We start from the raw sequence: 25,709 nt of genomic DNA, 5'->3' as shown, positions 1-25,709 counted from the left end.
AGCGTCACCAGCGGATCGGGAGCGGCAGGGCAGTCAGCAGTCCGGACACGGCGACCACCAGGCCCAGCGCGACCACCTCCGCCCGCGCCGGCGCACAGGCGGTCAGCGGTTCGGCCGCCCGGCGCAGCCGTTGCCGCGCCCACAGGGCGAGGGCGGCGACGGCGGCCACGAACAGCACCTTGGCGAGCAGGGCGCGCCCGTACGCCGTCGCCGTCAGCTGCTCCAGGATCGTCTCCGGCGGCATCCGGCGCAGTGAACTCCACACGCCCGTCGCGGTGATGACGGCGAGCAGAACCGCCGCCACGCGCGCGTAGAGACCCAGCAGGGCCACTCCCGCCTCCATGCCGTACCGGCCGTGCCACGGCCGCAGGGTCCGCAGCGCGTGCAGCAGACCGCCCACCCACAGTGCCGCACAGGTCAGGTGGACGAGCGTCAGCCCGGAGCCGGTCAGCGGGGTGTGCTCGGTCGCGGGGTGCGCGCGCAGGGCCTCGGCGACCACCACGGCGGCCAGCGGCCACAGCTGCGTGGCCGGCCGGCGCGACACCGCACACAGCCCCGCCACGAGGAACGCGTTGACCTCCAGCAGGGCGAGCTTGCCGTCCCGGGACGCGTAGAGCCCGCCGACGTCGATGTCCGACAGGCCGTCAGGGACGAGATTGCCCGTGGCCACGACCGAGGCGAGCCCGAGGGCGGCGACAAAACCGGCGGCGGCCGCGGGCGGCGACCAACTGCCGGGCACGACCGGTCGGCCGCCGGCCCCCTGCACGCCCGGCACGGAACGCGCCAGCCGGTTCACGAACAGCTCGCCGATCGGTACGCACAGGGCCGCGAACAGTACCGTACGCAGCAGCGCTATGCCGCCGGCGCCGGGCGCGGAGGTCTCCCCGGTGTCGCGCAGCGCGGTGGACGGGCCGAGCAGCGGAATCAGCGCGGCCAGTGCCACCAGCACCAGGACGGCGACGGGTCTTTTCAAGGTCACCCCGAGATCTTCACCAGCCTTCACATGGCTGGGCAAGTTCAGGAGAACTGCCGCAGGAACGCAGCGGGCCGGGCGGGTGTCCCCGCCCGGCCCGGACTGCCTCCGTGCGAGCTCTACTTGGTCACCGCGTCCAGCGCGTCCGCGATGCCCCACCCGTAGAAGCCGTTGCGGTTCTTCGAGCCCTCGCACACCGCGTCGACCTTGCCGTCGGCGTTGATGTCGTACGGGTCCGTGCACGGCGTGGCGTCGGCCTGCGCGTACAGGAGGGCCTTCACCAGGGCCGGAGAGGCGTACGGGTGCGTCGACTTGATGAGGGCGGCGACGCCCGCGACGTGCGGGGACGCCATCGACGTACCGGCCATGTAGCCCCACTTGCCGCCGGGCAGCGTGCCCAGGATCAGGCCGCTCGTGGCCGGCGGCTCCGGCTTCTGGTAGGCGGTCGAGTCGCCGCCCGGGGCGGCTATGTCGGCGACGCCGAGGCCGTAGTTGGAGAAGGACGACTTGATGCCCTTGGCGCCCGTCGCCGCGACCGTGACGACGCCCGGCAGCTGGGTCGGGATGTCAAGGCACTTCGAGGGGTCGACGACCCGCTCGCCCGGCGTGGAGTCGTTCGGGGACGACGGGTCGGTGATCTCGTCGGCCGCGAGGTCGTGGTTCTCGTTGCCGGCCGCCGCGACGTTGACCGCGCCCTTCTTCTCCGCGTACCGCGAGGCACGGCCGACCGCGTCCAGCAGCGCCTTCTGGTCCGGGTCGTTCTTGCAGTTGAAGTACCACGGGTCGGTGTAATAACTGTTGTTCGTCACGTCGACGCCGTGCTCGGCCGCCCACACGAAGCCGCACACCACGGCCTCAGTGTAGAAGAAGCCGTCCGGGTTGGACACCTTGATGCCGGACACCTTCACCCCGGGCGCGACACCGGTCATACCGACGCCGTTCTTCGCGGCGGCGATCTCACCCGCCACGTGCGTCCCGTGCGGGCTCTCCGAGGCGCCCGGCCGCCAGGCCCCCTCGGACGTGTCCGGCTTGCCCGAGACACAGTTGACCGACGCGCCACGGTCGAAGTTGGGCGCGATGTCGGGGTGGGTGTCGTCGACGCCGGTGTCGATCACGGCGACCGTGACCTTCTTGCTGCCCAGCGATTTCTCGTGCGCCTTGTCCGCCTTGATGGCGGGCAGGTCCCACTGCTGGGGCTCCAGCGGGTCCTGACCGGCAGGGGCCTTGGCCTTGGCGACCTCGGCCGCGCTCAGCGCCTTCGGCGTGCCCAGGTCGGTCGTCGCCGCCGTGGGCAGCGGCGCGGTGCGGGTGGCGCCGGCCGACTGCACGCCGCGCACCGCGCGGATCGTCTTGGCGAAGCCGGGGTTCGAGGAGTGGACGACGATGACGCCGATCTGGTCGTACGACGTCACGATCGTGCCGCCGGCCTTTCCGACGGCCTTCTTCACGTACGCCGAAGTGCCGTGGCCCGGCTTGACGTTGACGACGTAGCTGAGCGAGGCCGCGTCGTCCGAGGCCGCCGCGGGTGCCTCGTCGGCGGCCGTGGCCGTGGTGTTCGGCAGGAACGCGAGGGCCGTTGCCATGGCCATCCCGGCCGGGATCGCGACGGCGCGGCGGTAGCGCGCGTGCGGCGCTGTCATGGTGTCTCCAGTTCGTTCGCGGAACGGGCGGACTGTGCGGGAGGTCTGGAAGCGCGCGTCACTCGACCGCGCGCAGCGCGTTGACGATGCCGTACCCGTAGAAGCCATTGACGCGCTCGCCGCCCTCGCACACCGCGTCCTGCGTGCCGTCACCGTCCTGGTCGTACGACTCGGGGCAGGCCGTCCGGTCGGCTTGCGCCTTCAACAGGGCCTGGAGCTGGGCGGGGGACGCCCACGGGTACTTGGACTTCAGCAGCGCGGCCACACCGGAGGCGTGCGGGGATGCCATCGAGGTGCCCTGGAGGAAGGCCCACGCGCCGTTCGGCATGGTGGACAGGATGCGGCCGTCCTTCGAGGGCGTGTCCGGTATCTGGTAGCGCCGGTCACCGCCCGGCGCCGCGACGTCGACGACGCCCTTGCCGTACGTCGAGAAGTACGACTTCACGTTGTTGACGCCCGTCGAGCTCACCGTGACGACGCCCGGCAGCTGGGTCGGTATGTCGAAGCACTCGTGCGGGTCGATGGTGCGCTCGCCGGGAGTGGTGTCGTTCGGGCTGGAGTCGTCGACGATCGCGTCCGCGTCCAGGTCGTGGTTGGAGTTGCCCGCCGCGGCGACGTTGAGCGTGCCCTTCTTCTGGGCGTACAGCTGCGCCCTGTTGACCGCGTCGACGACAGCGCGCTGGTCCGGGTCGTCCATGCAGTTGTACAGCCACGGATCGACGTAGTAGCTGTTGTTCGTGATCTCGACGCCGTGGTCGGCGGCGAACACGAAGGCGCACACGACGCTCTCCGGGTAGAAGAGGCCGTTCGCCCGGTCGGTGACGTTGATGCTGGAGACCTTCACACCGGGTGCGACGCCCGCCACGCCGATTCCGTTGCGCGCGGCGGCGATCTCACCGGCCACGTGCGTGCCGTGGTAGTCCTCCGGGGTGTACGGCCGCCAGGCGCCCTGGCTCGTGTCGGGCTTGCCGCCCGCGCAGTTGGCGGACTGGGACGCGGAGAAGTTCGGGGCGATGTCCGGGTGGGTGTCGTCCACGCCGGTGTCGATCACGGCGACGGTCACCTCGGGGCTGCCCGGATTGATCTTCGCGGCCTTGTCGGCGCCGATCGCGCGCAGATCCCACTGGTCGGCCTCGAGGGGCTCGCTCTCGGGAGTGTTCGCCGAGGCGGCCTGGGTGCGCTTCGCCTGGGCGGCCGTCAGATACTCGGCCGCGCCCTCTTCCTTGGTCCCCGCGGCGGTCAGCGGGGCCGTCCTCGTCGCACCCGCCGACTGGACCCCGCGCACCGTGCGGACGGTCTTGGCGAAGTCGGGGTTCGAGGAGTGGGCGACGATCACCCCGATTCGCTCGTAGGTGGCCACGACCGTGCCGCCGGCCGCGCCGATCGCCTTCTCCACCGACGCGATCGTGCGACGGTCCACCTTGGTGTTGACGACGTACGCCAGCTTCGGCGCGTCCGCCGTCCGCGCGGCCGACTCGGCGCGCGGGGCCGCCGACGCGGCGGCGGGCAGGAAGCCCAGCGAGGCCGTCAGTGACAGCACGACGGGCACGGCGAGAGCGAGCCGACGTCTGGAACGCAGATGAGACATGGGGTCTCCACATCCTCCGGAAACGAAACCGGCCCGAGGCACAGGTGGTGCTTGGGCAGGTACATGACGAGGTGGTGCAGGGCGAAGCTATCCCGCGCTCTCGCTGGCCAGCAACGTTTTGCCGAAACGACTTCGGAAAGAACGCCGGGCGGTTGAACCGGTTCTCGCGTGCCGCCGTGACGTTGGACAAGGAGCGCGAGGACACTCGCCTCCGCCCCTGATCAAAACCGCTTCCGTCATCGCGAGGAGACGCTCCGTGGCCACCGACGCACCGCCCCCCTCGAAACAGCAACACAAACTCCCCTCACCCGAGGAGTTCACCGAGGTGCAGGAGAGCGCGGAGTTCGGTGAACTGCGCCGCTCCTACCGCTCCTTCGCCTTCCCGCTGACCGTCGCCTTCATCGCCTGGTACCTGCTGTACGTCCTGCTGTCGAACTACGCGGGCGGCTTCATGGGCACCAAGCTGTTCGGCAACATCAACGTCGCCTTCGTCCTCGGCGTCGCCCAGTTCGTCACCACGTTCCTCATCGCCTGGTGGTACTCGAAGCACGCCGCCGCGAAGCTCGACCCCAAGGCCGAGGCCATCAAGTCCCGGATGGAGGGCGGCGCATGAGCCCCGTACAGCAGACCTTCCTCGCCGCGAACGAGGCCAGCGAGCACCGCCCGCTGATCATCACCCTGTTCGCGCTGTTCGTCGTGGCCACCCTCGGCATCACCATCTGGGCGGGCCGCCAGACCAAGGACGCCGCCGACTTCTACGCCGGCGGCCGCCAGTTCAGCGCCTTCCAGAACGGCCTCGCCGTCTCCGGCGACTACATGTCGGCCGCGTCGTTCCTCGGCATCGCGGGCGCGATCGCCCTCTTCGGCTACGACGGCTTCCTCTACTCCATCGGCTTCCTGGTCGCCTGGCTGGTCGCCCTGCTCCTGGTGGCCGAGCCGCTGCGCAACTCCGGCCGCTACACCATGGGTGACGTGCTCGCGTACCGCATGCGCCAGCGCCCGGTGCGCACCGCCGCCGGTACGTCCACGATCGTCGTGTCGATCTTCTACCTGCTGGCCCAGATGGCCGGCGCGGGCGTCCTCGTCTCGCTGCTGCTCGGCATCACCTCCGACGCCGGCAAGATCCTCATCGTCGCCCTCGTCGGCATCCTGATGATCGTCTACGTCTCCATCGGCGGCATGAAGGGCACCACCTGGGTCCAGATGATCAAGGCCGTGCTGCTCATCGGCGGCACCATCCTGATCACCTTCCTGGTGCTGCTGAAGTTCAACTTCAACATCTCCGACCTGCTCGGCACGGCCGCCGAGAACAGCGGCAAGGGCGCCGCCTTCCTGGAGCCCGGCCTCCAGTACGGCGCGACCGGCACGTCCAAGCTGGACTTCATCTCCCTCGGCATCGCCCTGGTGCTCGGCACCGCCGGCCTGCCGCACATCCTGATCCGCTTCTACACGGTGCCCGACGCCAAGGCCGCCCGTAAGTCCGTGAACTGGGCCATCGGCATCATCGGCGGCTTTTACCTGATGACGATCGCCCTCGGCTTCGGCGCCGCAGCGCTCATCTCGCAGGAAGAGATCATCGCGTCCAACCCGTCCGGCAACACGGCGGCACCCCTGCTCGCCCTGCACCTCGGCGGCGTCGACTCGACCTGGGGCGCGATCCTCCTCGCCACCATCTCGGCGGTGGCCTTCGCGACGATCCTCGCCGTCGTCGCCGGCCTCACCCTCGCCTCGTCGTCCTCCTTCGCGCACGACATCTACGCCAACGTCATCCGCAAGGGGAAGGCCTCCGGCGCCGAGGAGGTCCGCGCGGCCCGCTGGGCGACCGTCTTCATCGGCGTCGTCTCCATCGGCCTGGGCGCCCTCGCCCGCGACCTGAACGTGGCCGGCCTGGTCGCGCTCGCCTTCGCGGTCGCGGCCTCCGCCAACCTGCCGACGATCCTCTACAGCCTGTTCTGGAAGCGGTTCACCACCCAGGGCGCCCTGTGGTCGATCTACGGCGGTCTGATCGTCGCCGTCGGCCTGGTGCTGTTCTCGCCCGTCGTCTCCGGCGACCCCAAGGCGATGTTCCCCGAGGTCGACTTCGCCTGGTTCCCGCTGAAGAACCCGGGCATCATCTCCATCCCGTTCGGCTTCCTCATGGGCTGGCTCGGCACGGTCCTGTCCAAGGAGGAGCCCGACGTCAAGAAGTACGCCGAGCTGGAGGTCCGGTCCCTGACCGGCACCGGCGCCCACTGAGCGCGAACCCCCTCGCGCGGCCGCGTCGTAGGAACCTCCGGGTCCCTGCGGCGCGGCCGCGTCCCGCGTCGTGGGATCGGGCCTGTGGTGATGTCAGTGGGGTCACGTAGGCTCTCAGGTGTCGGAGAAGAAGTGCTCCGGGCACGATCCGCGTCGAGGGAGGGGGCCCACGTGCTCATCGACACCTACGGCCGAGTGGCCACCGACCTGAGGGTCTCGCTGACCGACCGCTGCAACCTGCGCTGCACGTACTGCATGCCCGAGGAGGGCCTGCAGTGGCTGGCCAAGCCCGACCTGCTCACGGACGACGAGATCGTCCGCCTGATCGACATCGCCGTCACCTCCCTCGGCATCGAGGAAGTCCGCTTCACCGGCGGCGAGCCCCTGCTGCGGCCCGGCCTGGTCGGCATCGTCGAGCGCGTCGCGGCCCTCGAGCCGCGCCCCCAGATGTCCCTCACGACCAACGGCATCGGCCTCAAGCGCACCGCGGCCGCCCTGAAGGCGGCGGGCCTGGACCGGGTCAACGTCTCCCTCGACACCCTCCGCCCGGACGTCTTCAAGACCCTCACCCGTCGCGACCGCCACAAGGACGTCGTCGAGGGCCTGCACGCCGCGCGCGACGCGGGCCTCACCCCGGTCAAGGTCAACTCGGTCCTGATGCCGGGGCTCAACGACGACGAGGCCCCCGACCTCCTCGCCTGGGCCGTGGAGCACGACTACGAACTGCGCTTCATCGAGCAGATGCCCCTGGACGCCCAGCACGGCTGGAAGCGCGACGGCATGATCACCGCCGGGGACATCCTGACGTCCCTGCGCGCCCGCTTCGAGCTGACCGCCGAGGGCGAGGAGGCACGCGGCTCGGCCCCGGCGGAGCGCTGGCTGGTCGACGGCGGTCCGCATGTCGTCGGTGTGATCGCCTCCGTCACCCGCCCCTTCTGCGCGGCCTGCGACCGCACCCGCCTCACGGCCGACGGACAGATCCGCACCTGCCTCTTCGCCCGGGAGGAGACCGACCTCCGCGCCGCCCTCCGCTCGGGCGCCCCGGACGAGGAGATCGCCCGCATCTGGCGCCTGGCGATGTGGGGCAAGAAGGCGGGAGCGGGCCTGGACGACCCGACCTTCGTGCAGCCGGACCGCCCCATGTCGGCGATCGGTGGCTAGAGGTCCTGCGAGGACTCCCACTCCTTCAGCAGGACCACGTCCTTCAAGAACCCCCGCACCCCGAGGAACTGCGACAGATGCTCGCGATGCTCCTCACAGGCCAGCCACGTCTTGCGCCGCTCCGGCGTATGGATCTTCGGGTTGTTCCACGCCAGCACCCACACGGCATCCGCGCGGCAGCCCTTCGCGGAACAGATGGGTGTCTCGTCACTCACAGCTTCGTCTCACCACTGCAGACAGAAAAGGCGACGCCGAGCAGCCACGGGGGGAGCTGCCCGGCGTCGGTCCGTCGCTCCGACGGGGGATGCGGAGCGCGTACGAAGTATGTCACGGGTAACCCCGAGACCGGCACCTGAACAACATGATTGATCTGAGCTTTTCTTGAGCTTGGCGGGAGGATGACTTCCGTTTGTGATCGCCCCCGAGCGCCTCTACCGCTCCTGCGGCTCGGTCCGCGCCCCCGGCACCGTTCCGGACACGGCGTCTTCGGCGACGGATTCCGCGGGGCCGTCCTGTGTCCCCGACGGCGCGATCATCGGCCGCACCGGCGGCACCACGAACGTCGACGGCAGGGACGGCGCGTTCTCCCGCCCGGCGTTCGCGATCACCACGGCGATGTACGGCAGCACCAGCCCGAGCACCAACGCCACGATGGCGACGTGCCGTTCGACGTTCCACAGCGTGGCCGCCAGGATCACGGAGATCGTGCGGACCGTCATCGAGATCACGTACCGGCGCTGCCGCCCGCGGACGTCCTCCTGGAGTCCGGCCCGGGCGCCGGTGATCCGGAAAACTTCGGCGTGTCCGCCGCCATGCCGCTTCCGCATCGCATTCCACCATCCGCCCGTATCGGATCTCCCCGCCCCGTAGCCGCCCTGGGTCGGCCGGGGAACCTGCCAGGACAGTCTCCACGTTACGCCGCGCCTGCGCCCGCTACGAGACCGGGCCGGCCCGGCCCGGGCGAACGGCCAGGGCCGTGCCCCGTACGGCCGCCCCCGGCATGCGGCGTAGGGCACCTGGGCCGACACTGGGCGTAGTGCTCACGTCGAGCCGTACGAGGAGGCAGCGATGGGCTGGTTGTGGGCGATCATCGTGGGACTGGTACTCGGCCTGCTCGCCAAGGCGATCATTCCGGGCAAGCAGCACGTCCCCCTGTGGCTGACCGTGATTCTGGGCATGCTCGGCGCCATCGGAGGCAACGCCATCGCCCGGGCGGCCGGTGTGGACGCCACCGCGGGTATCGACTGGTGGCGGCACGTGTTCCAGCTGGCGGCCGCGGTCATCCTCGTCGCCATCGGAGACGCGGCGTACACGGCGGTCAGAGGAAACAAACGAAGGGCATAACGGGGCACACGGCGAAGGGGGTGGTCTCCGCCACCGCAGACCACCCCCTCCCTCGCGCCCTCAGGCGCCGGTGACCTCGACCGCCGCCAGGTTCTTCTTGCCCCGGCGCAGCACCAGCCAGCGGCCGTGCAGCAGGTCCTCCTTGGCGGGGACCGCGTCCTCGCCGGCGACCTTGACGTTGTTCACGTAGGCGCCGCCCTCCTTGACCGTGCGGCGCGCGGCCGACTTGCTGGCCACCAGGCCGACCTCGGCGAACAGGTCGACGACCGGGCCCAGCTCGGCGACCTGGATGTGCGGGACCTCCGACAGGGCCGCGGCCAGCGTCCGCTCGTCGAGCTCCGCCAGTTCGCCCTGTCCGAAGAGGGCCTTGGACGCGGCGATCACGGCGGCCGTCTGGCCGGCGCCGTGCACCAGCGTCGTCAGCTCCTCGGCCAGCGCCCGCTGCCCGGCACGGGCCTGCGGACGCTCCTCGGTCTGCTTCTCCAGCTCCTCGAGCTCCTCGCGGGAACGGAAGGACAGGATGCGCATGTACTTGGAGATGTCCCGGTCGTCCACGTTCAGCCAGAACTGGTAGAACGCGTACGGCGTCGTCATCTCCGGGTCGAGCCAGACGGCGCCGCCCTCGGTCTTGCCGAACTTGGTGCCGTCCGCCTTGGTCATCAGCGGCGTCGCCATGGCGTGCACCGTGGCGTCCGGCTCCAGCCGGTGGATCAGGTCCAGGCCCGCCGTGAGGTTGCCCCACTGGTCGCTGCCGCCCTGCTGGAGCGTGCAGCCGTGCCTCCGGTACAGCTGGAGGAAGTCCATGCCCTGGAGGATCTGGTAGCTGAACTCCGTGTAGCTGATGCCCTCGGAGGACTCCAGGCGCCGGGCGACGGAGTCCTTGGTCAGCATCTTGTTGACGCGGAAGTGCTTGCCGATGTCCCGCAGGAACTCGATCGCGGAGAGGTTCTCCGTCCAGTCGAGGTTGTTGACCATGACGGCCGCGTTCTCGCCCTCGAAGGACAGGAACGGCTCGATCTGGGAGCGCAGCTTGCCGACCCAGCCGGCGACCGTCTCCGGGTCGTTCAGCGTGCGCTCCGCGGTCGGACGCGGGTCGCCGATCAGGCCCGTGGCGCCGCCGACCAGCGCCAGCGGCCGGTGACCGGCCTGCTGGAGCCGGCGCACGGTCAGCACCTGCACCAGGTGCCCCACGTGCAGCGACGGCGCGGTCGGGTCGAAGCCGCAATAGAACGTGACGGGACCGTCCGCGAGCGCCTTGCGCAAAGCGTCCTCGTCAGTGGACAGGGCGAACAGCCCGCGCCACTTCAGCTCGTCGACGATGTCCGTCACGGTTCTCGTGTCTCCTTGATGATCTTCGGGCAGTCGGGTGACAGCCGACTACGAGGTTATACGCCCTGACTGACAGAGCTCATATTGAAATCCGGGACGCGCAGCGCGGGCATCGCGGCCCTGGTGAACCAGTCGCTCCACTCCCTGGGCAGCGTCTTCTCGGTGCGCCCGGCCTCCGTGGCCCGGCCGAGGACTCCGACCGGCGACTCGTTGAACCGGAAGTTGTTCACCTCGCCCGTGACCTCGCCGTTCTCGACGAGGTAGACGCCGTCCCGGGTCAGACCGGTGAGCAGCAGCGTCGCCGGATCGACCTCGCGGATGTACCACAGGCAGGTCAGCAGCAGCCCGCGTTCGGTGCTCGCGACCATCTCCTCCAGGGAGCGGTCCCCGCCCCCGTTGAGGATCAGGTTCTCGATGCCCGGGGCCACGGGCAGTCCGGTCAGCCCGGCACTGTGGCGGCTGGTGGTCAGGTGCCTCAGCTCGCCCCGGCTCATCCACTCGGTGGCCGCGAGCGGCAGCCCGTTGTCGAACACCGACTGGTCGCCCCCGGAGGAGTGCGCGATCACGAAGGGCGCCGACTCCAGGCCGGGCTCGTCCGGGTCGCTGCGCAGCGTCAGCGGCAGGTCGGTCAGCTTCTCGCCGACCCGCGTACCGCCGCCCGGCTTGGAGAACACCGTGCGGCCCTCCACCGCGTCCCGGCCCGAGGCCGACCACATCTGGTAGATCAGCAGGTCCGCGACGGCCGTCGGCGGCAGCAGCGTCTCGTACCGGCCCGCGGGCAGCTCCACGCGCCGCTTGGCCCACCCGAGGCGCACGGCCAGCTCCGCGTCCAGCGCCGCCGGGTCGACGTCCTTGAAGTCCCGCGTGGAGCTACCGGCCCAGGCGGACCGGGTCCGGTCCGGCGACTTGGCGTTCAGCTCCAGCGTCCCGTTCGGCTGGTCGTGCCGCAGCCGCAGCCCCGTGGACGTCCCCACGTACGTCGACACCATTTCGTGGTTGGCGAAGCCGTACAGCTCCCGGCCGCCCGCACGCGCGCGTGCGAAGGCCTCGCCGAGCGCCGGAGCGAAGTCGGCGAACACGGCGGAGGAGGTCTCGGCGGGCGCCTCCGTGAACTCCGGCGCCCGCGCCACACCCGTGACCAGCGGCTGCGCGTCCTCGGCGGGCCCGGCGCCGCGCGCGGCGGCCTCGGCGGCCCGCACCAGGGGCTCCAGCTCGTCGGCCGTCACGGCGGACCGTGACACGACCCCCGAGGCCGTGCCCTGCTTGCCGTCGACGGTGGCGATCACGGTGAGCGTGCGCCCGCGCGTGACGCCGTTCGTGGTGAGGGCGTTGCCCGCCCAGCGCAGATTGGCGGTGGACCGCTCGTCGGCGATGACGACACAGCCATCCGCCCGGGACAGTTCGAGGGCGCGCTCGACGACCTCGTACGGCTTGCTGGTTCGCGCGCTCATCGACCGGCCTCCTGGGTCGTGTTGAGGATGTTGACGCCCTTGAAGAGGGCCGACGGGCAGCCGTGCGACACGGCCGCTACCTGGCCCGGCTGGGCCTTGCCGCAGTTGAAGGCGCCGCCCAGGACGTAGGTCTGCGGACCCCCGACGGCGGCCATCGAGCCCCAGAAGTCGGTCGTCGTCGCCTGGTAGGCCACGTCCCGCAGCTGCCCGGCGAGCCGCCCGTTCTCGATCCGGAAGAAGCGCTGACCCGTGAATTGGAAGTTGTACCTCTGCATGTCGATCGACCAGGACCGGTCGCCGACGACGTAGATGCCCCGCTCCACGCCCCCGATCAAATCCTCGGTGGACATCCCGGCCGGGTCGGGCCGCAACGACACGTTGGCCATGCGCTGTACCGGCACGTGCCCGGGGGAGTCGGCGTAGGCGCATCCGTTGGACCGCGCGAAGCCGGTCAGCCGCGCGATCCGCCGGTCCAGCTGGTAGCCGACGAGCGTGCCGTCCTTCACCAGGTCCCAGGACTGCGCCTCGACACCCTCGTCGTCGTACCCGATGGTGGCGAGCCCGTGCTCGGCGGTGCGGTCGCCGGTGACGTTCATCAGCTCCGAGCCGTAGCGCAGCTTGTTCAGCTGGTCGAAGGTGGCGAAGGAGGTGCCCGCGTAGGCGGCCTCGTAACCGAGCGCCCGGTCCAGCTCGGTGGCGTGCCCGATGGACTCGTGGATGGTCAGCCACAGGTTGGACGGGTCGACGACCAGGTCGTACAGGCCCGCCTCGACGCTCGGGGCGCGCATCTTCTCGGCGAGCAGTTCGGGGATCTGCTCCAGCTCGCTCTCCCAGTCCCAGCCGGTGCCCCGCAGGTACTCCCAGCCGCGTCCCACGGGCGGCGCGAGGGTACGCATCGAGTCGAACTCGCCGCTCGACTCGTCCACCGACACGGCGTTGAACACCGGGTGCAGCCGCACCCGCTGCTGCGTGGTCACGGTCCCGGCGGTGTCGGCGTAGAACTTGTTCTCGTGGACGGTGAGCAGCGAGGCGTCGACGTGGTCGACCCCGTCGGCCGCCAGCAGCCGCGCGCTCCAGTCCGCGATCAGCCCGGCCTTCTCCTCGTCGGGCACGGTGAACGGGTCGGTCTCGTACGACGAGACCCACGTCTTCTCGGAGTGCACCGGCTCGTCCGCCAGCTCGACGCGCTCGTCGGACCCGGCCGCCTTGATCACCTGCGCGGACAGCCTGGCCATGGCCACCGCCTGCCCGGCGACCCTGGCGGCGGCGTCCAGCGAGAGGTCGACACCGGACGCGAAGCCCCACGTACCGCCGTGCACGACGCGCACCGCGTACCCGAGGTCGGTGGTGTCCGAGGATCCGGCGGGCTTGGCGTCCCGGAACCGCCAGGAGGCGTTGCGTACCCGCTCGAACCGGAAGTCCGCGTGCTCGGCGCCCAGCGCACGCGCGCGTGCGAGGGCCGCGTCGGCGAGGGCGCGTAGGGGGAGGGCCGTGAAGGCCTCGTCGATGGTATGAGGCACCGCCGTCTCTTTCTGTCGAGGTGACCGTGGTTGCCGTAGGACATGACTGCTCCGATCATGTCGCCTCACCCCGCGCGCGGGCCATGAGTTTCCCGACCCGGGCGAGCGGGTTTCTGTAGGGATCCGACAGTGAGTCCCCTACGCCACTGTCGGCGCCCGATTGTCCGCGGGCGTGTCCGGACCGATAGGTTTTCGAGGAAGCCGCCTGTCATCGCCGCCTGTCGTCCAGGCGCCCGGGCGGGGTATCAGACCGCTATCGAAAGGGTGATCCGTTGAGCCGCTCGGTTCTCGTCACCGGAGGCAACCGGGGCATCGGCCTCGCCATCGCCCGCGCTTTCGCCGATGCCGGCGACAAGGTCGCCATCACGTACCGCTCGGGCGAGCCGCCGGCCGGCTTCCTCGCCGTCAAGTGCGACATCACCGACGCGGAGCAGGTGGAGCAGGCCTACAAGGAGATCGAGGAGGCCCACGGCCCCGTCGAGGTCCTCGTCGCCAACGCCGGCGTCACCAAGGACCAGCTCCTGATGCGCATGTCCGAGGACGACTTCACGTCCGTCCTCGACACCAACCTCACCGGCACCTTCCGTGTGGTCAAGCGCGCCAACCGCGGCATGCTGCGCGCCAAGAAGGGCCGGGTCGTCCTGATCTCGTCGGTCGTCGGGCTGCTCGGCTCCGCGGGGCAGGCCAACTACGCCGCCTCGAAGGCCGGCCTCGTCGGCTTCGCGCGCTCCCTCGCCCGTGAGCTGGGCTCGCGCAACATCACCTTCAACGTCGTCGCGCCCGGCTTCGTCGAGACCGACATGACCGCGGTGCTCTCCGACGAGCAGCGCGCCGGCATCGTGAAGCAGGTCCCGCTCGGCCGGTACGCGCAGCCGGGGGAGATCGCCGCGACAGTGCGGTTCCTCGCCTCGGACGACGCCTCGTACATCACTGGAGCCGTCATCCCCGTTGACGGCGGACTGGGAATGGGTCACTGATCACCATGAGCGGAATCCTCGAGGGCAAGCGCGTCCTGATCACCGGTGTGCTGACGGAGTCCTCCATCGCCTTCCACGCCGCCAAGCTGGCCCAGGAGCAGGGTGCCGAGATCATCCTCACGGCGTTCCCGCGGCCGACGCTGACCGAGCGCATCGCCAAGAAGCTGCCCAAGCCCACCAAGGTCATCGAACTCGACGTGACGAACGACGAGCACCTCGGGCGCCTGGCCGACATCGTCGGCGAGGAGCTCGGCGGTCTCGACGGGGTCGTCCACTCCATCGGCTTCGCCCCGCAGGACGCCCTCGGCGGCAACTTCCTCAACACGCCGTTCGAGTCGGTCGCCACGGCCATGCACGTCTCGGCGTACTCCCTGAAGTCGCTCACCATGGCCTGCCTGCCGCTGATGCAGAACGGCGGCTCGGTCGTCGGTCTGACCTTCGACGCGCAGTTCGCCTGGCCGCAGTACGACTGGATGGGCCCGGCCAAGGCCGCCCTGGAGGCCACCAGCCGCTACATGGCCCGTGACCTGGGCAAGCAGAACATCCGCTGCAACCTGGTCTCGGCGGGCCCGCTCGGCTCCATGGCCGCCAAGTCCATCCCGGGCTTCGGTGAGCTGGCCTCCGTGTGGGACTCCCGCTCCCCGCTGGAGTGGGACCTGAAGGACCCCGAGCCGGCCGGGCGGGGCGTCGTCGCGCTGCTGAGCGACTGGTTCCCGAAGACCACCGGCGAGATCATCCACGTGGACGGCGGTCTGCACGCCATCGGAGCCTGATCTCCCGTACGTCGACGGCGCCCCGTTTCCCGCAGCGTGCGGGGAGCGGGGCGTCACCCGTTCGGCTCATCCGGCCGGGCGGGAAAGGCTCACAACTGGGCACTCTGGAGTACGCGTTCACCACGCGATCCCCCTCCCCAGCACGGCCGAGGAGGTCCCCTTGTGCGCTTGTCCCGCCGAACGGCCTCACTGTCCCTCGCCGTCACTCTCGTGATGCCCCTGGCGTACGAGGCGGTGCCCCACGCGCGCGTGCCCGCCGACGAGAAGGCGGCGGAGCCGTTCGGCGCCGAGTGCCGGACCCGCGTCACCGGCTCCCGCGTGACCGCGTACTGCCACAACCCCTACCCGGAGGCCGACCGCGTGAGCCTGCACATCGAGTGCGCCCGCTGGTGGGACATCGACACCGACAGCTCCCCGGTGGAGGCCGGGCCCGCACAGACCGTGCGGCTGACCGGACGCTGCTGGAAGGAAGTCGGTGAGGTGTGGATCAGTCACCGGCGGGCGAGCTGATCCCGCCCAGGCGGCACAGGAACGGATAACGGGCGGCCTCCGCCGCCGCCTGCGCCGCGTCCCCCGCGCGGATCGCGTCGAGCAGCCGTCCGTGATCCATGTACGTCTCCGGCGTCAGCTCCTCGCCGACGTCCTCGCGCAGCCAGTCCCGCAGCACCTCGCCCAGGTCCGCGTACATGGCGGTCATCACGTCGTTGTGGGAGGCGGACACCACGGCCAGGTGGAAGGTCGCGTCCGCGGTCACGAATGCCTCCGCGTCACCGGACTCCCAGGCCTCCTCACGCCGCAGCAGCAGCGCGTCCAGCTGCTTGAGGTCCTTCTCCGTGCGCCGCTGAGCGGCCAGCCTGGCCGCGGCCGACTCCAGCGTGGAGCGCAGCTCGGCGATGTGCCGGGGGTCTGCACCGGCGAACCGCCGCTGCATCACGCCCGCCAGCTCACTCGTCGCCACGACGTACGTGCCGGAGCCCTGGCGGATGTCCAGCAGACCGTTGTGCGCGAGCGCGCGGACGGCCTCGCGGACCGTGTTGCGGGCGACACCCAGCTGCTCGACCAGTTCGGGCTCAGTCGGGATGCGGGAGCCGACGGGCCACTCGCCGGAGGTGATCTGGGCCCGCAGGGCGGCGATGACCTGCTCGGAGAGCGCCGAACGTCGGGGATGGCTCAGGGGCATGGCACACCTTCGCACGACCGGGGCACCGGAGGGCAGCCGGGGACGAGACAGACTGGACAGTCAATCATCCCATGATTCTATGATGGCCCTCATGGCTAGCGAGGAAACCCGGACGATGACGCCCACGACCGTACGCAGCTCGGCCGCGCGCGAGGCCCGGGAACCCGGCGGTACGTTCACGCGCGCGTGGACGACGCGATTGCTCGTCCTCGGCATCGTGCTGTCCGCGCTGAACCTCCGCCCCGCCATCACCAGCCTCGGCGCCCTCCTTGAGGAGGTCCGCGACGGGCTCGGCATGAGCGGCAGCGTGGCCGGGCTGCTCACCTCCGTGCCGCCACTGTGCTTCGCCGTCTTCGGCGTCATGGCCCCGCGGCTCGCCCGCCGCTTCGGAGCCGGCGCCGTGGTGTGCGCCGGCATGGCCGCCATCGCCACCGGCCTGGTGATCCGGCCGTACGCCGGGGGCACGGCCGGCTTCCTGGCCGCCAGCGCCCTCGCCCTCATGGGCATAGCGGTCAGCAACGTCCTGATGCCGGTCATCGTCAAGCACTGGTTCCCCGACCGCGTCGGCTCCATGACCGGCCTGTACTCCATGGCGCTCGCCCTGGGCACGGCCCTCGCGGCCGCGGTCACGGTGCCCCTGACCGACGCCCTGGGCGGCAGCTGGCGGTCGGGCCTGGCCCTGTGGGCCGGCCTGGCCGTCGCGGCGGTCCTGCCGTGGCTGCCGTTCGTACGGCGGCGTGCGGGGGGTGCGGCGGCGTCCGGGCCGGGGGAGCGGGCCGGTGGTGGGGAGGCCGCCGGGCTCGGGGAGCGGGCTGGAGGCACGGAGGCCAGGCCTGGAGAGCGGGCCGGGGGCTCGGAGACCGGTGGCGATGGGTCGGCGAGGGATCGTGGGACGCCGGGGCCGGCTGCCATCGGATCCGCCGCCGGGGAGGCGCCGCGACTGCGGATCACCCGGAGCCGTACCGCCTGGGCCCTGGCCGTCTTCTTCGGGCTCCAGGCCACCGCCGCCTACATCACCATGGGCTGGATGGCGCAGATCTTCCGGGACGCCGGTGTGCCCGCGGGTACCGCGGGGCTGCTGCTGGCGGTCACCATGGTCATGGGCGTGCCCCTGGCCTTCGTCATACCCCGCCTGGCCACGCGGCTGCCGCACCAGGGCCCGATCGTGCTCGCCCTGGGCGTCTGCGGCCTCGCCGGCTACGCCGGGCTGTACCTCGCGCCGGCTGCTGGCGCCTGGGCCTGGGCCGTGCTGCTCGGCGTCGCCAACTGCGCCTTCCCGCTCGCCCTCACCATGGTCGGCATGCGCGCCAGGACCGGCCCGGGCGTGGCTCAGCTGTCGGCGTTCGCGCAGAGCACCGGCTATCTGATCTCCATCCCGGGACCGCTCCTGGTGGGCGTCCTCTACCAGCACAGCGGCGGCTGGGGCCTGCCGATCGCGCTGATGAGCGCCCTGATGATCCCGCAGATGGCGGTTGGTTTCCTGGCGGGCCGGGACCGCACGGTCGAGGACGAGGCCGGCCGCTGAGCCCGCCCTGGAGCCGCTGAGCCCGCCCCGGAGCCTGATCCCACCCCGGAGCCGCTGATCCCACCCCGGCGCGTCCGGCGCCTGCGGCGGGTGGGAGACTTGCCCCATGCCAGTGCTCGACCCGAATCCCCAGCACGGTCAGAAGAAGATGCTGCTCGTGTTCGGCGCCTTCTTCGCGATCTTCATCATCATCGGCGTCATCGCGACCCTCGCCTCGCCATGACCGGCCCTCGCCCCGCCCATGGTGGGGCTGGCCCCCCTGTCCCCTAGGGGGCGAGGGTCAGGGTCAAGTGGGTGGATCACCGGATGGGTTGGCCGCCGCGGATTCCGTAACTTCGAGGTGGGACCGCGAGACGCGGGCCACGGACCATTCGAAGAGCGGAGGCCCCCATGTCGGCTCCTACGCACACCCGGCCCCATCCGGCGACCCGGGCAGGCGCGGACAGCCGGCTGCCCTGGTGGGCCCTCGCCCTGCCCACGCTCGCCTTCGTCGCGCTGCTCGTGCTGATCCTGAACCCGTCCGATGCCCAGGCGGCCACCGGTGATCCCGTGATCACCCACCTCCTCGAGCGCGTCCAGCAGCTGACAACCCGCTGAGCATGGCCGAAGCCGGTGGTCAACTCCCTGCGCCCCATGGCCTGTTTCATGCGAAGCTGGATCTTATGAGCGTCGCAGAATCCCGCAGGATTGTCCTCTTCCGCCATGCGAAAGCCGACTGGCCACAGGTGAGCGATCACGAGCGTCCGCTCGCCGACCGGGGCCGAAAAGAATCGGCGGAGGCCGGGCGCAGGCTGGCCGACACCGGCATCCCCTTCGACCTGGCCCTGTGCTCCACCGCGGTCCGGACCCGGGAGACCTGGAAGCTCGCCGTCCATGAGTTCCCGCAGCGGCCGAAAACCGTCTACGAGGAGAGGATCTACGAGGCCTCGCCGGGCGAACTGATCGCGCTGCTCAACGAGACCCCCGACGACGCGCAGAACATCCTCGTGATCGGCCACAACCCGGGCGTCCAGGGCCTCGCCGACATCCTGGCGGGCACGGCCGAGGGCGACGCCCGCGACCGGATGAGCCGCCGCGGCTTCCCGGCCGCAGCCTTCGCCCTGCTGTCCTTCACCGGCCCGTGGAAGAGCCTGGAGCCTGGCGTGGCCACGCTGCTGGACTACTGGGCGCCGACCGGGTGACCGACTCCGCGTGACCGGAGCCCGGCACTGGTGCGGTGCCGGGCTCTCCTGACCGGTTCAGAACGTGTCGCCGGTTCAGCCGCGGAGCCGGTTGTCGCCGGTTCGGCCGTGTAGCCGGTTTCAGGCCGTGTCGACGGTGTCCGCCGCCTCGACCTCTTCGCGCGTGATGCCCAGCAGGTACAGCACGGTGTCCAGGAAGGGGAAGTTCACCGCGGTGTGCGCGGCCTGGCGCACCACCGGCTTGGCGTTGAAGGCGACGCCCAGACCGGCCGCGTTCAGCATGTCCAGGTCGTTGGCACCGTCACCGATCGCCACGGTCTGCGACAGCGGCACGCCCGCCTCGGCGGCGAACCGGCGCAGCAGCCGGGCCTTGCCGGCCCGGTCGACGATCTCGCCCGTGACCTTGCCCGTCAGCTTCCCGTCGACGATCTCCAGCGTGTTGGCCTGGGCGAAGTCCAGCCCGAGCCGTTCCTTGAGATCGTCGGTGACCTGGGTGAAACCGCCGGAGACGACGCCGACTTGGTAGCCGAGCCGCTTCAGCGTACGGATCAGTGTGCGGGCGCCCGGCGTCAGCCGTACCGCGCTGCGCACCTTGTCCACGACCGAGGCGTCGAGCCCCTCCAGCAGCGCCACGCGCGCGTGCAGGGACTGCTCGAAGTCCAGCTCACCGCGCATCGCGGCCGCCGTCACCTCGGCGACCTGGTCCTCGCAGCCGGCGTGCGCGGCGAACAGCTCGATGACCTCGTCCTGGATGAGCGTCGAGTCGACGTCCATGACGACCAGCCGCTGCGCGCGCCGGTACAGACCCGCGGCGACGACCGCCACGTCGATGCCGAGCTTCGCCGCGTCGGGCGCCAGGGCGGTGCGCAGCGGCTCGGTCTCCACGCCGGACACGGCGAACTCGACGGCGGTCACGGGGTACTTGGCGAGCCGGAAGATACGGTCGATGTTGCCGCCGGTCTTCGTGATCCGCGCGGCGACCGCCGCCGTCGCCTCGGCGGTGAGCGGATGCCCGAGCACGGTGACCAGGGAGCGGCCCAGTCCGCGCGGCCGGTTGTCGCCGAGGCCGGAGATGATCTCCGCCTGCATCTTCATCGACTCGGCCCAGCTGTGGACGGTCGCCCGCAGATCGCCCTCGAGCCCCTTGGGCGGCTCGGTCACGAGCGCGCACAGCACCATTCGGCCACGGGTGACGACCTGCTCGATGTCGACGACGTCGACGGAGTAGGCGGCGAGGGTGTCGAAGAGGCCGGCCGTGATGCCCGGGCTGTCCTTGCCGAAGATCTTGACAAGGAGGGTGGGGACGTCGGAGGACGAGGTCTGCGAAGCGCTCATGGTGGTTCCACCGTATCCGGCGGGCAGGTCGTACCGCCCGTGAGGTCCGCCTGGCGGACAGCGAACAGTGGGTGTCGCGCGGGTGGCGCGAACCTTGCGTTCGGGTGCGGTGTCCCTGTCCCCTCCGGATCACTTGCCACCACGCGGTTTCCGCGGCGGCGGCGGGGGAGGAGGCGGAGGAGGCGGCGGCCCGTCGTCCGGCCGGGGCGGCGGCCGGTTCCCACCCCTCGGGCCGGGCGGCTGCCGGGGGCCACGCGGCGGCGGCCCGACCGGCCGCGCCACCGTGGGCGCGCCGTACACGTCACCGTCCCGGTGCGCAGCCGGGTCACTGCCTGCGCGGGCTTCGTGCGGTGGCAGTGGCATGGGGTCGCCGGGGCGTGGGGGGTGCCCGGCCTGCGGGGCTTGGCTGGGGTGCGGTGGTTGGTTGGGCCGCGGGGCTTGGCCGGGGGACGGTGGCTGGCTGGGGTGCGCTGGTTGGCTGGGTTGATGGGCCCGACTGGAGCGTGGTGATTGGCCGGGCTGCGGGGCTTGGCCAGGGCGCGGTGGTTGGCTGAGTCGCTGGGCTTGGCCAGGTGGCGTTGCTTGGTCCGGCCGCGGGAGTTGGCCGGGCCAGGGTGCCTCCCCTGGCGGCCGCCGCCTCTCGCCTCGCTGCGGATCCTCACCGGCCTGCCGACCGCGCTCCGGCGGCCCATCGGACGGCCGTTCCTCGCCGGCAGGCCGCGCGTCCTCCGGTTCTCGCAGCTCGTCCGGCACCCGGAGGTACGGATTGGTGGCCGGGTTCGGCGGCCGGTACGGCACTCCTGGCGCGTACGGCCCGGCCTCCTCCCCGTCCGACGACGTCCGCCCGGCGCCGGCCCCGCCCCAGACCCTGGACCGCCCGGCGCCGTCGTCGTGCCAGGCCTGTCCTGCGCCGGCCCCGGTCCCGCTTGTCCGGCGCCGGCACCGTGCCTGGCCTGCCCTGCACCAGCCCCCGGCCCGGCTGGACCGGGACCGGAGTCGTATCCGTCCTGGCCCGCACCGGCCCCCGGCCCCGCTTGCCCGGCACCAGCGTCGTACCCGGCCTGCCCTCTGTCGGCCCCCGGCGCGCCCGGCCCGGCACCCGCCTCGTACCCCACCTGCCCCGCACCGCCCCCTGCCGCAGCCGCCCCGGGACCCTGCGCGTCCCCAGCCCACCCAGCCCCCGACCGGCTCCCCGCTCCACCGACCCGAGATCCACCGACCCGAGACCCACCACCCCCGCCCACACCAACCCCGCCCACCCCATCCCCCCGAGTCAAAGCCGTAGCCGACCGCCCTGCGGCCCCGCTCGCCCACGCGAGCAACGCCCCCACCGCCCCGGCCCCCGCACCCCACACCGCGCCGAGCAGCAGGGCCATGCCGAGGTGCCCGTGCAGTTCGATGCCCGCGCCGAACGCGTCGAAGCCCAGCACGGACAGGGAGGCGGTCACCGACACGTCCGTCAGCCGGACCAGCAACGGCAGGGCGAGCGCGGTCGCGATCCCCAGCCGCAGCGCACACCGCCCGGCGAAACCGAGGGCACCCGAACCCCGTACGTTCCCACGACCAAGCCCCCCTGACACGCCGCCCACCGGCGTCCGCACCGCCGCCAACACCCCCGCCATCAGCATCGTCAACGCCGCCGCCACCCCCAGCAGCCACACCCGCCCGTCCAGCTCGGCAAGCCGCGCCAGCGTCACCGGCTGGTCGGAGCGGACCGCGAGCAGGTCGTCCAGCGGGTCGGGCAGGAGGCGGGTCGGTTCGCCCGTCGCCCGGCCGTCCCACGGCACGAGCAGGCCGATCGGGACGCCCAGCCACACCCCGTTCGGCGCCCCGAGCAGCGCCGCACCGGCGATGCGCTCGGGATGGTCGTCGCCGGTCGCCGCGTACGCCGCCGCGGCGAGCCCCGCCGCCACCGCCACCAGCAGCACGGTCACCACCGCGGAAACGGCGGGCCGTACGACCCGGTGCACGGCCTCCCAGCCCCGCGGCAGCGGCGTGCGGCGCGAGGCCAGCAGGGCGATGAGGAGGACCCCGGCCGACCAGCCGAGCCCGCCGAGCAGCGTGGGCGCGGTGTCGACCGTGAAACCGACCGTCGCCTGCGCGTCGACCAGGTCGCCGAGCCGGTCCGGCAGCAACCCTCCGACGTCCCCCAGCCCGGGAATCTCCAGGCCGTCTCCACCTCCACCGCCCCCGCTCGTCAGGTCGTCCAGGCCCAGCGCGCCGCCGTCGAAGGTGATGATGTCGTGCCCCGCCCAGGCCAGCCCGCCCAGCATCGCCACGAACAGCGCGACCACCGTGCCCGCACGCGCGAGGAGTTCGGCCGGCGATATCACAACTCCCGCCGCCCGCAAGGACCGCAGGAAGAAGTGCGACAGCAGCACCGCCCCGACGAGGCTCACTCCCAGTGGCGTGATCTCGATGGCCGTGTCCGCCTCCGCGCCCGTGAGTCCGAACGCCGACACATCACCGGACGGCGTGACCGAACCACCCGCCCCAAGGGCCACCACCGCCGCGGTCATCGGCCCCAAGGAGCCCGCCGCGTCCGCCTCCAGCAGCCGCAGACCCAGCGCCGCCGTAGCCGCCATCCCGATCAACGCCCAGCTCACGGCGGCGACGGCGGACATCAGCACGTCCCCCCACGGCACGCGCGTGCCGTCCCGCGCCGCCCCGACAGCTGTAACGGCACCCATGGCAGACCCCCCGATCCGCTACGCGGCGGGAACACCGCGCATGCCCCCCTCGCGTCGAAATACCACTCTCCGGCCCATTTTCAACCCCGTCAACGGAAACGGCTGATGCGTCCGAACGCGGTCTTCACAAGGCCCGAGTTTCGGTCAGGCGGCCGCTCCTGAAATAGTTCCACCCGATGTTCGACATCCCTACACTCCCCATGTCGGGGGTAACTCGGGGGACAACTCAGTGGGGCATGGAGTGCCGGAACTCGTACTGGAATCAAACGGACGTACCTGGACGCTCGATCCGTCCAGGTCATACACCCTCGGACGTGATCCGCAGGGGGACGTCGTCTTCGACGACGCCAGGGTCTCCTGGCGTCACGCCACGGTCAGCTTCAACGGCCGCGGTTGGGTCATCGAGGACCACGGCAGCACCAACGGCACGTTCGTGCAGGGGCAGCGGATCCATCAGCTGGAACTCGGCCCTGGATCGGCGGTGCACCTGGGCAACGCGACCGACGGCCCGCGCCTGAACCTGTCCGGTGCCGCGGCCGGCGTCGCCACGCCGCAGGTACAGCCCCAGCAGCAGCCGTACGCCGCACAGGGCGCGAACCCCGGCTGGGCGCAGCAGGCGCCCCACCAGCAGGTCCAGGCCCCGCAGCAGGCCCAGGCCGGCTGGCAACAGCCGCAGCAGCAGCCCGCGGCGCACATCCCGCAGCAGCAGGGTCCCGGCGGCGTCGCGGGGGCGCCGCCGGTCTACGGCGACCGCAGCCCGACCACGTTCCACCAGTTCTCCCTCGGCCGCGTGATGCGCATCGGCCGTGCCCTGGAGAACGAGTTGGTCGTCTCCGACCTCCAGGTCTCCCGGCACCACGCCGAGTTCCACTCGACGCCCGACGGCCGCATGGAGATCCGCGACCTGGGCTCGCACAACGGCACATACGTCAACGGCCAGCCGATTCCCAAGGGCGGCACGCAGCTGCTCGGCCCGACCGACGTCGTCGGCGTCGGCCACTCGACGTTCCGGATCGTCGGCGACCGGCTCGAGGAGTTCGTCGACACCGGTGAGGTGTCCTTCTCCGCCCGCCACCTGACCGTCACGGTCGAGGGCGGCAAGCAGATCCTCAAGGACGTCTCCTTCGGCGTCCCGGAGAAGTCGCTGATCGCGGTCATCGGCCCGTCGGGATCCGGCAAGTCCACCCTGCTCAAGGCGCTCACCGGCTACCGCCCGGCAGACCAGGGCGAGGTCCTCTACGACAACCGGAACCTCTACAAGCAGTTCGCCGAGCTGCGCCAGCGCATCGGTCTGGTCCCGCAGGACGACATCCTGCACAAGGAACTGACCGTCAAGAAGGCCCTGAAGTACGCGGCCAAGCTCCGCTTCCCGGCCGACACCACGGCCGCCGAGCGCGACGCCCGTATCGACGAGGTGCTGCGCGAGCTGAAGCTGGACATCCACAAGGAGAAGAAGGTCACCTCCCTCTCCGGTGGCCAGCGCAAGCGCGTCTCCGTGGCCCTGGAGCTGCTCACCAAGCCGTCGCTGATCTTCCTGGACGAGCCCACCTCCGGCCTCGACCCGGGCATGGACCGCGACGTCATGCAGCTGCTGCGCGGCCTGGCGGACGACGGCCGTACGGTCCTCGTCGTCACCCACTCCGTGGCGGAGCTGGCGCTGTGCGACAAGCTGCTGGTGATGGCGCCCGGCGGCGCGGTGGCCTACTTCGGCCCGCCGGAGGAGGCGCTGAACTTCTTCGGCTACGACACCTGGGCCGATGTCTTCTCCGCCTTCGAGAACTACCGCGACTACGACTGGGCGGGCCGCTGGAAGGGCTCGCAGCACTACCAGATGTACGCCGCGGACATCGACGCCGTAGCGCCGCAGTCCGTACAGGTCGCGCCGATGCAGGCGATGAAGCCGCCGAAGCCGCAGGGCTGGATGTCCCAGTTCGTCACGCTCGTGCGGCGCTACGTCTCGGTGATCGCGTCCGACAAGGGCTTCCTCGCTCTGATGGTGATCCTGCCGGCCGTGCTCGGCGCGGTCAGCCTGCTCATCGACGCGGACCGGGGCCTGCTGCCCAACCCGCCCAACCCGCAGACCGGCCGCATCATCCCGAACGGCACGGCCACCACGGTCCTGCTGATCCTCGCGGTCGGCGCCTGCTTCGCGGGCGCGGCGAACTCCGTCCGGGAGCTGATCAAGGAACGGGTCATCTACGAGCGGGAGCGCGCGACCGGCCTGTCACGCTCGGCGTATCTGATGTCGAAGGTGTTCGTGCTCGGCATGATCACCGTCCTCCAGGGCCTGCTGGTCGGCGTCATCGGTTTCTCCAGCCGGGAGATCCCCGAGGAGGGCCTGGTCTTCGGCAGCGCCACGCTGCTGGAGCTGTCCGTGCCGATCATGGCCCTGGGCTTCACCTCGATGATGTTCGGCCTGATCATCTCGTCGCTGGTGAAGACCGCCGAGAAGACCATGCCGCTGCTGGTGATGTTCGCGATCATCCAGGTCGTCTTCACGGGCTGCCTGTTCACGCTGCACGGCTCGATCGGCGTCAACCAGTTCTCGTTCCTGATGCCGTCGCGCTGGGCGGTCGCCGCCTCCGGTGCCACGCTGGACTTCAACAAGATCAGCCCGCCCGCGACCGCCGGCGACACCGACCCGCTGTGGGAGCACACGGTCGGGGCCTGGGCCATGGACATGGGCGCGCTCCTCGCCCTCGGTGTGATCTGCGGCTTCTTCGTGGCCCGCTTCCTGCGCCGCCACGAGCCCGAGGTCATGCGCAAGTGACCGCCACCCCGTGAACGCCCCGAAGGGCGGCACTCCG

General features: G+C 71.2%; 23 protein-coding genes. 12 read left to right on the top strand and 11 right to left on the bottom strand.

Annotated elements, in window-relative coordinates:
• Positions 1–4: 4 nt before the first annotated feature.
• From V8690_RS08825 to V8690_RS08815, 3 genes are all read right to left on the bottom strand, one after another.
• On the bottom strand, positions 5–979 hold the full coding sequence (locus V8690_RS08825) for a CopD family protein (RefSeq protein ID WP_338777091.1): 975 nt from the start codon (positions 977–979) through the stop codon (positions 5–7).
• Positions 980–1,092: 113 nt separating this feature from the next.
• Positions 1,093–2,613, bottom strand: coding sequence for a S8 family serine peptidase (locus tag V8690_RS08820; RefSeq protein WP_338777089.1), 1,521 nt, complete (start codon positions 2,611–2,613; stop codon positions 1,093–1,095).
• Between the two features lie 58 nt (positions 2,614–2,671).
• Entirely contained in the window at positions 2,672–4,201 is a 1,530-nt protein-coding gene (locus V8690_RS08815; protein ID WP_338777088.1) for a S8 family serine peptidase, read from the bottom strand.
• Positions 4,202–4,457: 256 nt separating this feature from the next.
• Here V8690_RS08815 and V8690_RS08810 point away from each other — a divergent pair, with 256 nt between their 5' ends.
• The 3 genes from V8690_RS08810 (at position 4,458) to moaA (ending at position 7,597) form a co-directional block, all read left to right on the top strand.
• On the top strand, positions 4,458–4,814 hold the full coding sequence (locus tag V8690_RS08810) for a DUF485 domain-containing protein (RefSeq protein ID WP_338777087.1): 357 nt from the start codon (positions 4,458–4,460) through the stop codon (positions 4,812–4,814).
• Positions 4,811–6,436: a cation acetate symporter gene (locus V8690_RS08805; protein WP_338777085.1), complete on the top strand. Its 1,626-nt coding sequence runs from the start codon at positions 4,811–4,813 to the stop codon at positions 6,434–6,436. The genes V8690_RS08810 and V8690_RS08805 overlap by 4 nt, the downstream gene beginning before the upstream one ends.
• 171 nt (positions 6,437–6,607) lie before the next feature.
• Positions 6,608–7,597, top strand: coding sequence for a GTP 3',8-cyclase MoaA (gene moaA, locus V8690_RS08800; RefSeq protein WP_338777083.1), 990 nt, complete (start codon positions 6,608–6,610; stop codon positions 7,595–7,597).
• Here moaA and V8690_RS08795 read toward each other — a convergent pair.
• A complete protein-coding gene (locus V8690_RS08795) occupies positions 7,594–7,812 on the bottom strand; it encodes a hypothetical protein (RefSeq protein WP_338777081.1) in 219 nt (72 codons plus the stop codon). The two genes, moaA and V8690_RS08795, sit on opposite strands and share 4 nt — an antisense overlap.
• Positions 7,813–8,028: 216 nt before the next feature.
• Positions 8,029–8,424 carry a DUF3099 domain-containing protein gene (locus tag V8690_RS08790; RefSeq protein ID WP_338777079.1) on the bottom strand — a complete coding sequence of 132 codons (396 nt, stop codon included), beginning with the start codon at positions 8,422–8,424 and terminating at the stop codon, positions 8,029–8,031.
• Between the two features lie 241 nt (positions 8,425–8,665).
• Here V8690_RS08790 and V8690_RS08785 point away from each other — a divergent pair, with 241 nt between their 5' ends.
• The gene (locus V8690_RS08785) at positions 8,666–8,941 is read left to right on the top strand and encodes a GlsB/YeaQ/YmgE family stress response membrane protein (protein ID WP_338777078.1); all 276 of its coding nucleotides are present in this window, start codon (positions 8,666–8,668) and stop codon (positions 8,939–8,941) included.
• Positions 8,942–9,001: 60 nt separating this feature from the next.
• Here V8690_RS08785 and tyrS read toward each other — a convergent pair whose 3' ends face one another.
• From tyrS to V8690_RS08770, 3 genes are read right to left on the bottom strand one after another with little or no spacing between them, the layout of a single operon-like run.
• On the bottom strand, positions 9,002–10,270 hold the full coding sequence (tyrS, locus tag V8690_RS08780; RefSeq protein ID WP_338777076.1) for a tyrosine--tRNA ligase: 1,269 nt from the start codon (positions 10,268–10,270) through the stop codon (positions 9,002–9,004).
• A gap of 56 nt (positions 10,271–10,326) precedes the next feature.
• The gene (locus V8690_RS08775; RefSeq protein WP_338777074.1) at positions 10,327–11,721 is read right to left on the bottom strand and encodes a metallopeptidase TldD-related protein; all 1,395 of its coding nucleotides are present in this window, start codon (positions 11,719–11,721) and stop codon (positions 10,327–10,329) included.
• A complete protein-coding gene (locus V8690_RS08770) occupies positions 11,718–13,241 on the bottom strand; it encodes a TldD/PmbA family protein (RefSeq protein WP_338777073.1) in 1,524 nt (507 codons plus the stop codon). The genes V8690_RS08775 and V8690_RS08770 overlap by 4 nt, the downstream gene beginning before the upstream one ends.
• 272 nt (positions 13,242–13,513) lie before the next feature.
• Here V8690_RS08770 and fabG point away from each other — a divergent pair, with 272 nt between their 5' ends.
• The 3 genes from fabG to V8690_RS08755 all read left to right on the top strand — a co-directional run bounded on the left by fabG (position 13,514) and on the right by V8690_RS08755 (position 15,501).
• Positions 13,514–14,218, top strand: a complete 705-nt coding sequence (gene fabG, locus V8690_RS08765) for a 3-oxoacyl-[acyl-carrier-protein] reductase (protein WP_338777071.1) — start codon at positions 13,514–13,516, stop codon at positions 14,216–14,218.
• A gap of 5 nt (positions 14,219–14,223) precedes the next feature.
• Positions 14,224–14,991 (top strand): enoyl-ACP reductase FabI, encoded by a 768-nt coding sequence (gene fabI, locus V8690_RS08760; RefSeq protein ID WP_338777069.1) that lies wholly within the window; start codon positions 14,224–14,226, stop codon positions 14,989–14,991.
• Between the two features lie 162 nt (positions 14,992–15,153).
• Positions 15,154–15,501 carry a hypothetical protein gene (locus V8690_RS08755; RefSeq protein WP_338777068.1) on the top strand — a complete coding sequence of 116 codons (348 nt, stop codon included), beginning with the start codon at positions 15,154–15,156 and terminating at the stop codon, positions 15,499–15,501.
• Here V8690_RS08755 and V8690_RS08750 read toward each other — a convergent pair.
• Positions 15,479–16,171 carry a FadR/GntR family transcriptional regulator gene (locus V8690_RS08750; RefSeq protein ID WP_338777067.1) on the bottom strand — a complete coding sequence of 231 codons (693 nt, stop codon included), beginning with the start codon at positions 16,169–16,171 and terminating at the stop codon, positions 15,479–15,481. The two genes, V8690_RS08755 and V8690_RS08750, sit on opposite strands and share 23 nt — an antisense overlap.
• Before the next feature lie 91 nt (positions 16,172–16,262).
• Between V8690_RS08750 and V8690_RS08745 the strand changes: the two genes are divergently transcribed.
• The 4 genes from V8690_RS08745 (at position 16,263) to V8690_RS08730 (ending at position 18,877) form a co-directional block, all read left to right on the top strand.
• A complete protein-coding gene (locus tag V8690_RS08745) occupies positions 16,263–17,696 on the top strand; it encodes a CynX/NimT family MFS transporter (protein WP_338777066.1) in 1,434 nt (477 codons plus the stop codon).
• 106 nt (positions 17,697–17,802) lie between these two features.
• Positions 17,803–17,919, top strand: coding sequence for an SGM_5486 family transporter-associated protein (locus V8690_RS08740; protein WP_114251224.1), 117 nt, complete (start codon positions 17,803–17,805; stop codon positions 17,917–17,919).
• A 167-nt stretch (positions 17,920–18,086) separates the two neighbouring features.
• On the top strand, positions 18,087–18,293 hold the full coding sequence (locus V8690_RS08735) for a hypothetical protein (protein WP_338777064.1): 207 nt from the start codon (positions 18,087–18,089) through the stop codon (positions 18,291–18,293).
• A gap of 65 nt (positions 18,294–18,358) precedes the next feature.
• Positions 18,359–18,877 carry a histidine phosphatase family protein gene (locus V8690_RS08730; RefSeq protein WP_338777062.1) on the top strand — a complete coding sequence of 173 codons (519 nt, stop codon included), beginning with the start codon at positions 18,359–18,361 and terminating at the stop codon, positions 18,875–18,877.
• A 120-nt stretch (positions 18,878–18,997) separates the two neighbouring features.
• Here the strand turns inward: V8690_RS08730 and serB are convergent, their stop codons facing one another.
• Both serB and V8690_RS08720 read right to left on the bottom strand, forming a co-directional pair.
• Positions 18,998–20,212, bottom strand: a complete 1,215-nt coding sequence (gene serB, locus V8690_RS08725; RefSeq protein ID WP_338777061.1) for a phosphoserine phosphatase SerB — start codon at positions 20,210–20,212, stop codon at positions 18,998–19,000.
• Positions 20,209–22,902, bottom strand: coding sequence for a streptophobe family protein (locus V8690_RS08720; protein ID WP_338777059.1), 2,694 nt, complete (start codon positions 22,900–22,902; stop codon positions 20,209–20,211). The genes serB and V8690_RS08720 overlap by 4 nt, the downstream gene beginning before the upstream one ends.
• A 241-nt stretch (positions 22,903–23,143) precedes the next feature.
• Between V8690_RS08720 and V8690_RS08715 the strand changes: the two genes are divergently transcribed.
• On the top strand, positions 23,144–25,672 hold the full coding sequence (locus V8690_RS08715; RefSeq protein WP_338777058.1) for an FHA domain-containing protein: 2,529 nt from the start codon (positions 23,144–23,146) through the stop codon (positions 25,670–25,672).
• The last annotated feature ends 37 nt before the right edge of the window (positions 25,673–25,709 follow it).

The organism is Streptomyces sp. DG1A-41 (genome assembly GCF_037055355.1).
Classification (GTDB): domain Bacteria; phylum Actinomycetota; class Actinomycetes; order Streptomycetales; family Streptomycetaceae; genus Streptomyces.
This window is presented reverse-complemented; position numbering and strand designations above follow the sequence as displayed.

What these genes read in the sequence shown, in the direction of transcription:
- V8690_RS08820 (WP_338777089.1), bottom strand. Translation starts at nt 2,613, where the DNA reads ATGACAGCGCCGCACGCGCGCTACCGCCGCGCCGTCGCGATCCCGGCC.
- V8690_RS08815 (WP_338777088.1), bottom strand. Translation starts at nt 4,201, where the DNA reads ATGTCTCATCTGCGTTCCAGACGTCGGCTCGCTCTCGCCGTGCCCGTC.
- V8690_RS08805 (WP_338777085.1), top strand. Translation starts at nt 4,811, where the DNA reads ATGAGCCCCGTACAGCAGACCTTCCTCGCCGCGAACGAGGCCAGCGAG.
- V8690_RS08790 (WP_338777079.1), bottom strand. Translation starts at nt 8,424, where the DNA reads ATGCGGAAGCGGCATGGCGGCGGACACGCCGAAGTTTTCCGGATCACC.
- V8690_RS08785 (WP_338777078.1), top strand. Translation starts at nt 8,666, where the DNA reads ATGGGCTGGTTGTGGGCGATCATCGTGGGACTGGTACTCGGCCTGCTC.
- V8690_RS08775 (WP_338777074.1), bottom strand. Translation starts at nt 11,721, where the DNA reads ATGAGCGCGCGAACCAGCAAGCCGTACGAGGTCGTCGAGCGCGCCCTC.
- fabI (WP_338777069.1), top strand. Translation starts at nt 14,224, where the DNA reads ATGAGCGGAATCCTCGAGGGCAAGCGCGTCCTGATCACCGGTGTGCTG.
- V8690_RS08750 (WP_338777067.1), bottom strand. Translation starts at nt 16,171, where the DNA reads ATGCCCCTGAGCCATCCCCGACGTTCGGCGCTCTCCGAGCAGGTCATC.
- V8690_RS08745 (WP_338777066.1), top strand. Translation starts at nt 16,263, where the DNA reads ATGGCTAGCGAGGAAACCCGGACGATGACGCCCACGACCGTACGCAGC.
- V8690_RS08740 (WP_114251224.1), top strand. Translation starts at nt 17,803, where the DNA reads ATGCCAGTGCTCGACCCGAATCCCCAGCACGGTCAGAAGAAGATGCTG.
- V8690_RS08735 (WP_338777064.1), top strand. Translation starts at nt 18,087, where the DNA reads ATGTCGGCTCCTACGCACACCCGGCCCCATCCGGCGACCCGGGCAGGC.
- V8690_RS08730 (WP_338777062.1), top strand. Translation starts at nt 18,359, where the DNA reads ATGAGCGTCGCAGAATCCCGCAGGATTGTCCTCTTCCGCCATGCGAAA.
- serB (WP_338777061.1), bottom strand. Translation starts at nt 20,212, where the DNA reads ATGAGCGCTTCGCAGACCTCGTCCTCCGACGTCCCCACCCTCCTTGTC.
- V8690_RS08720 (WP_338777059.1), bottom strand. Translation starts at nt 22,902, where the DNA reads ATGGGTGCCGTTACAGCTGTCGGGGCGGCGCGGGACGGCACGCGCGTG.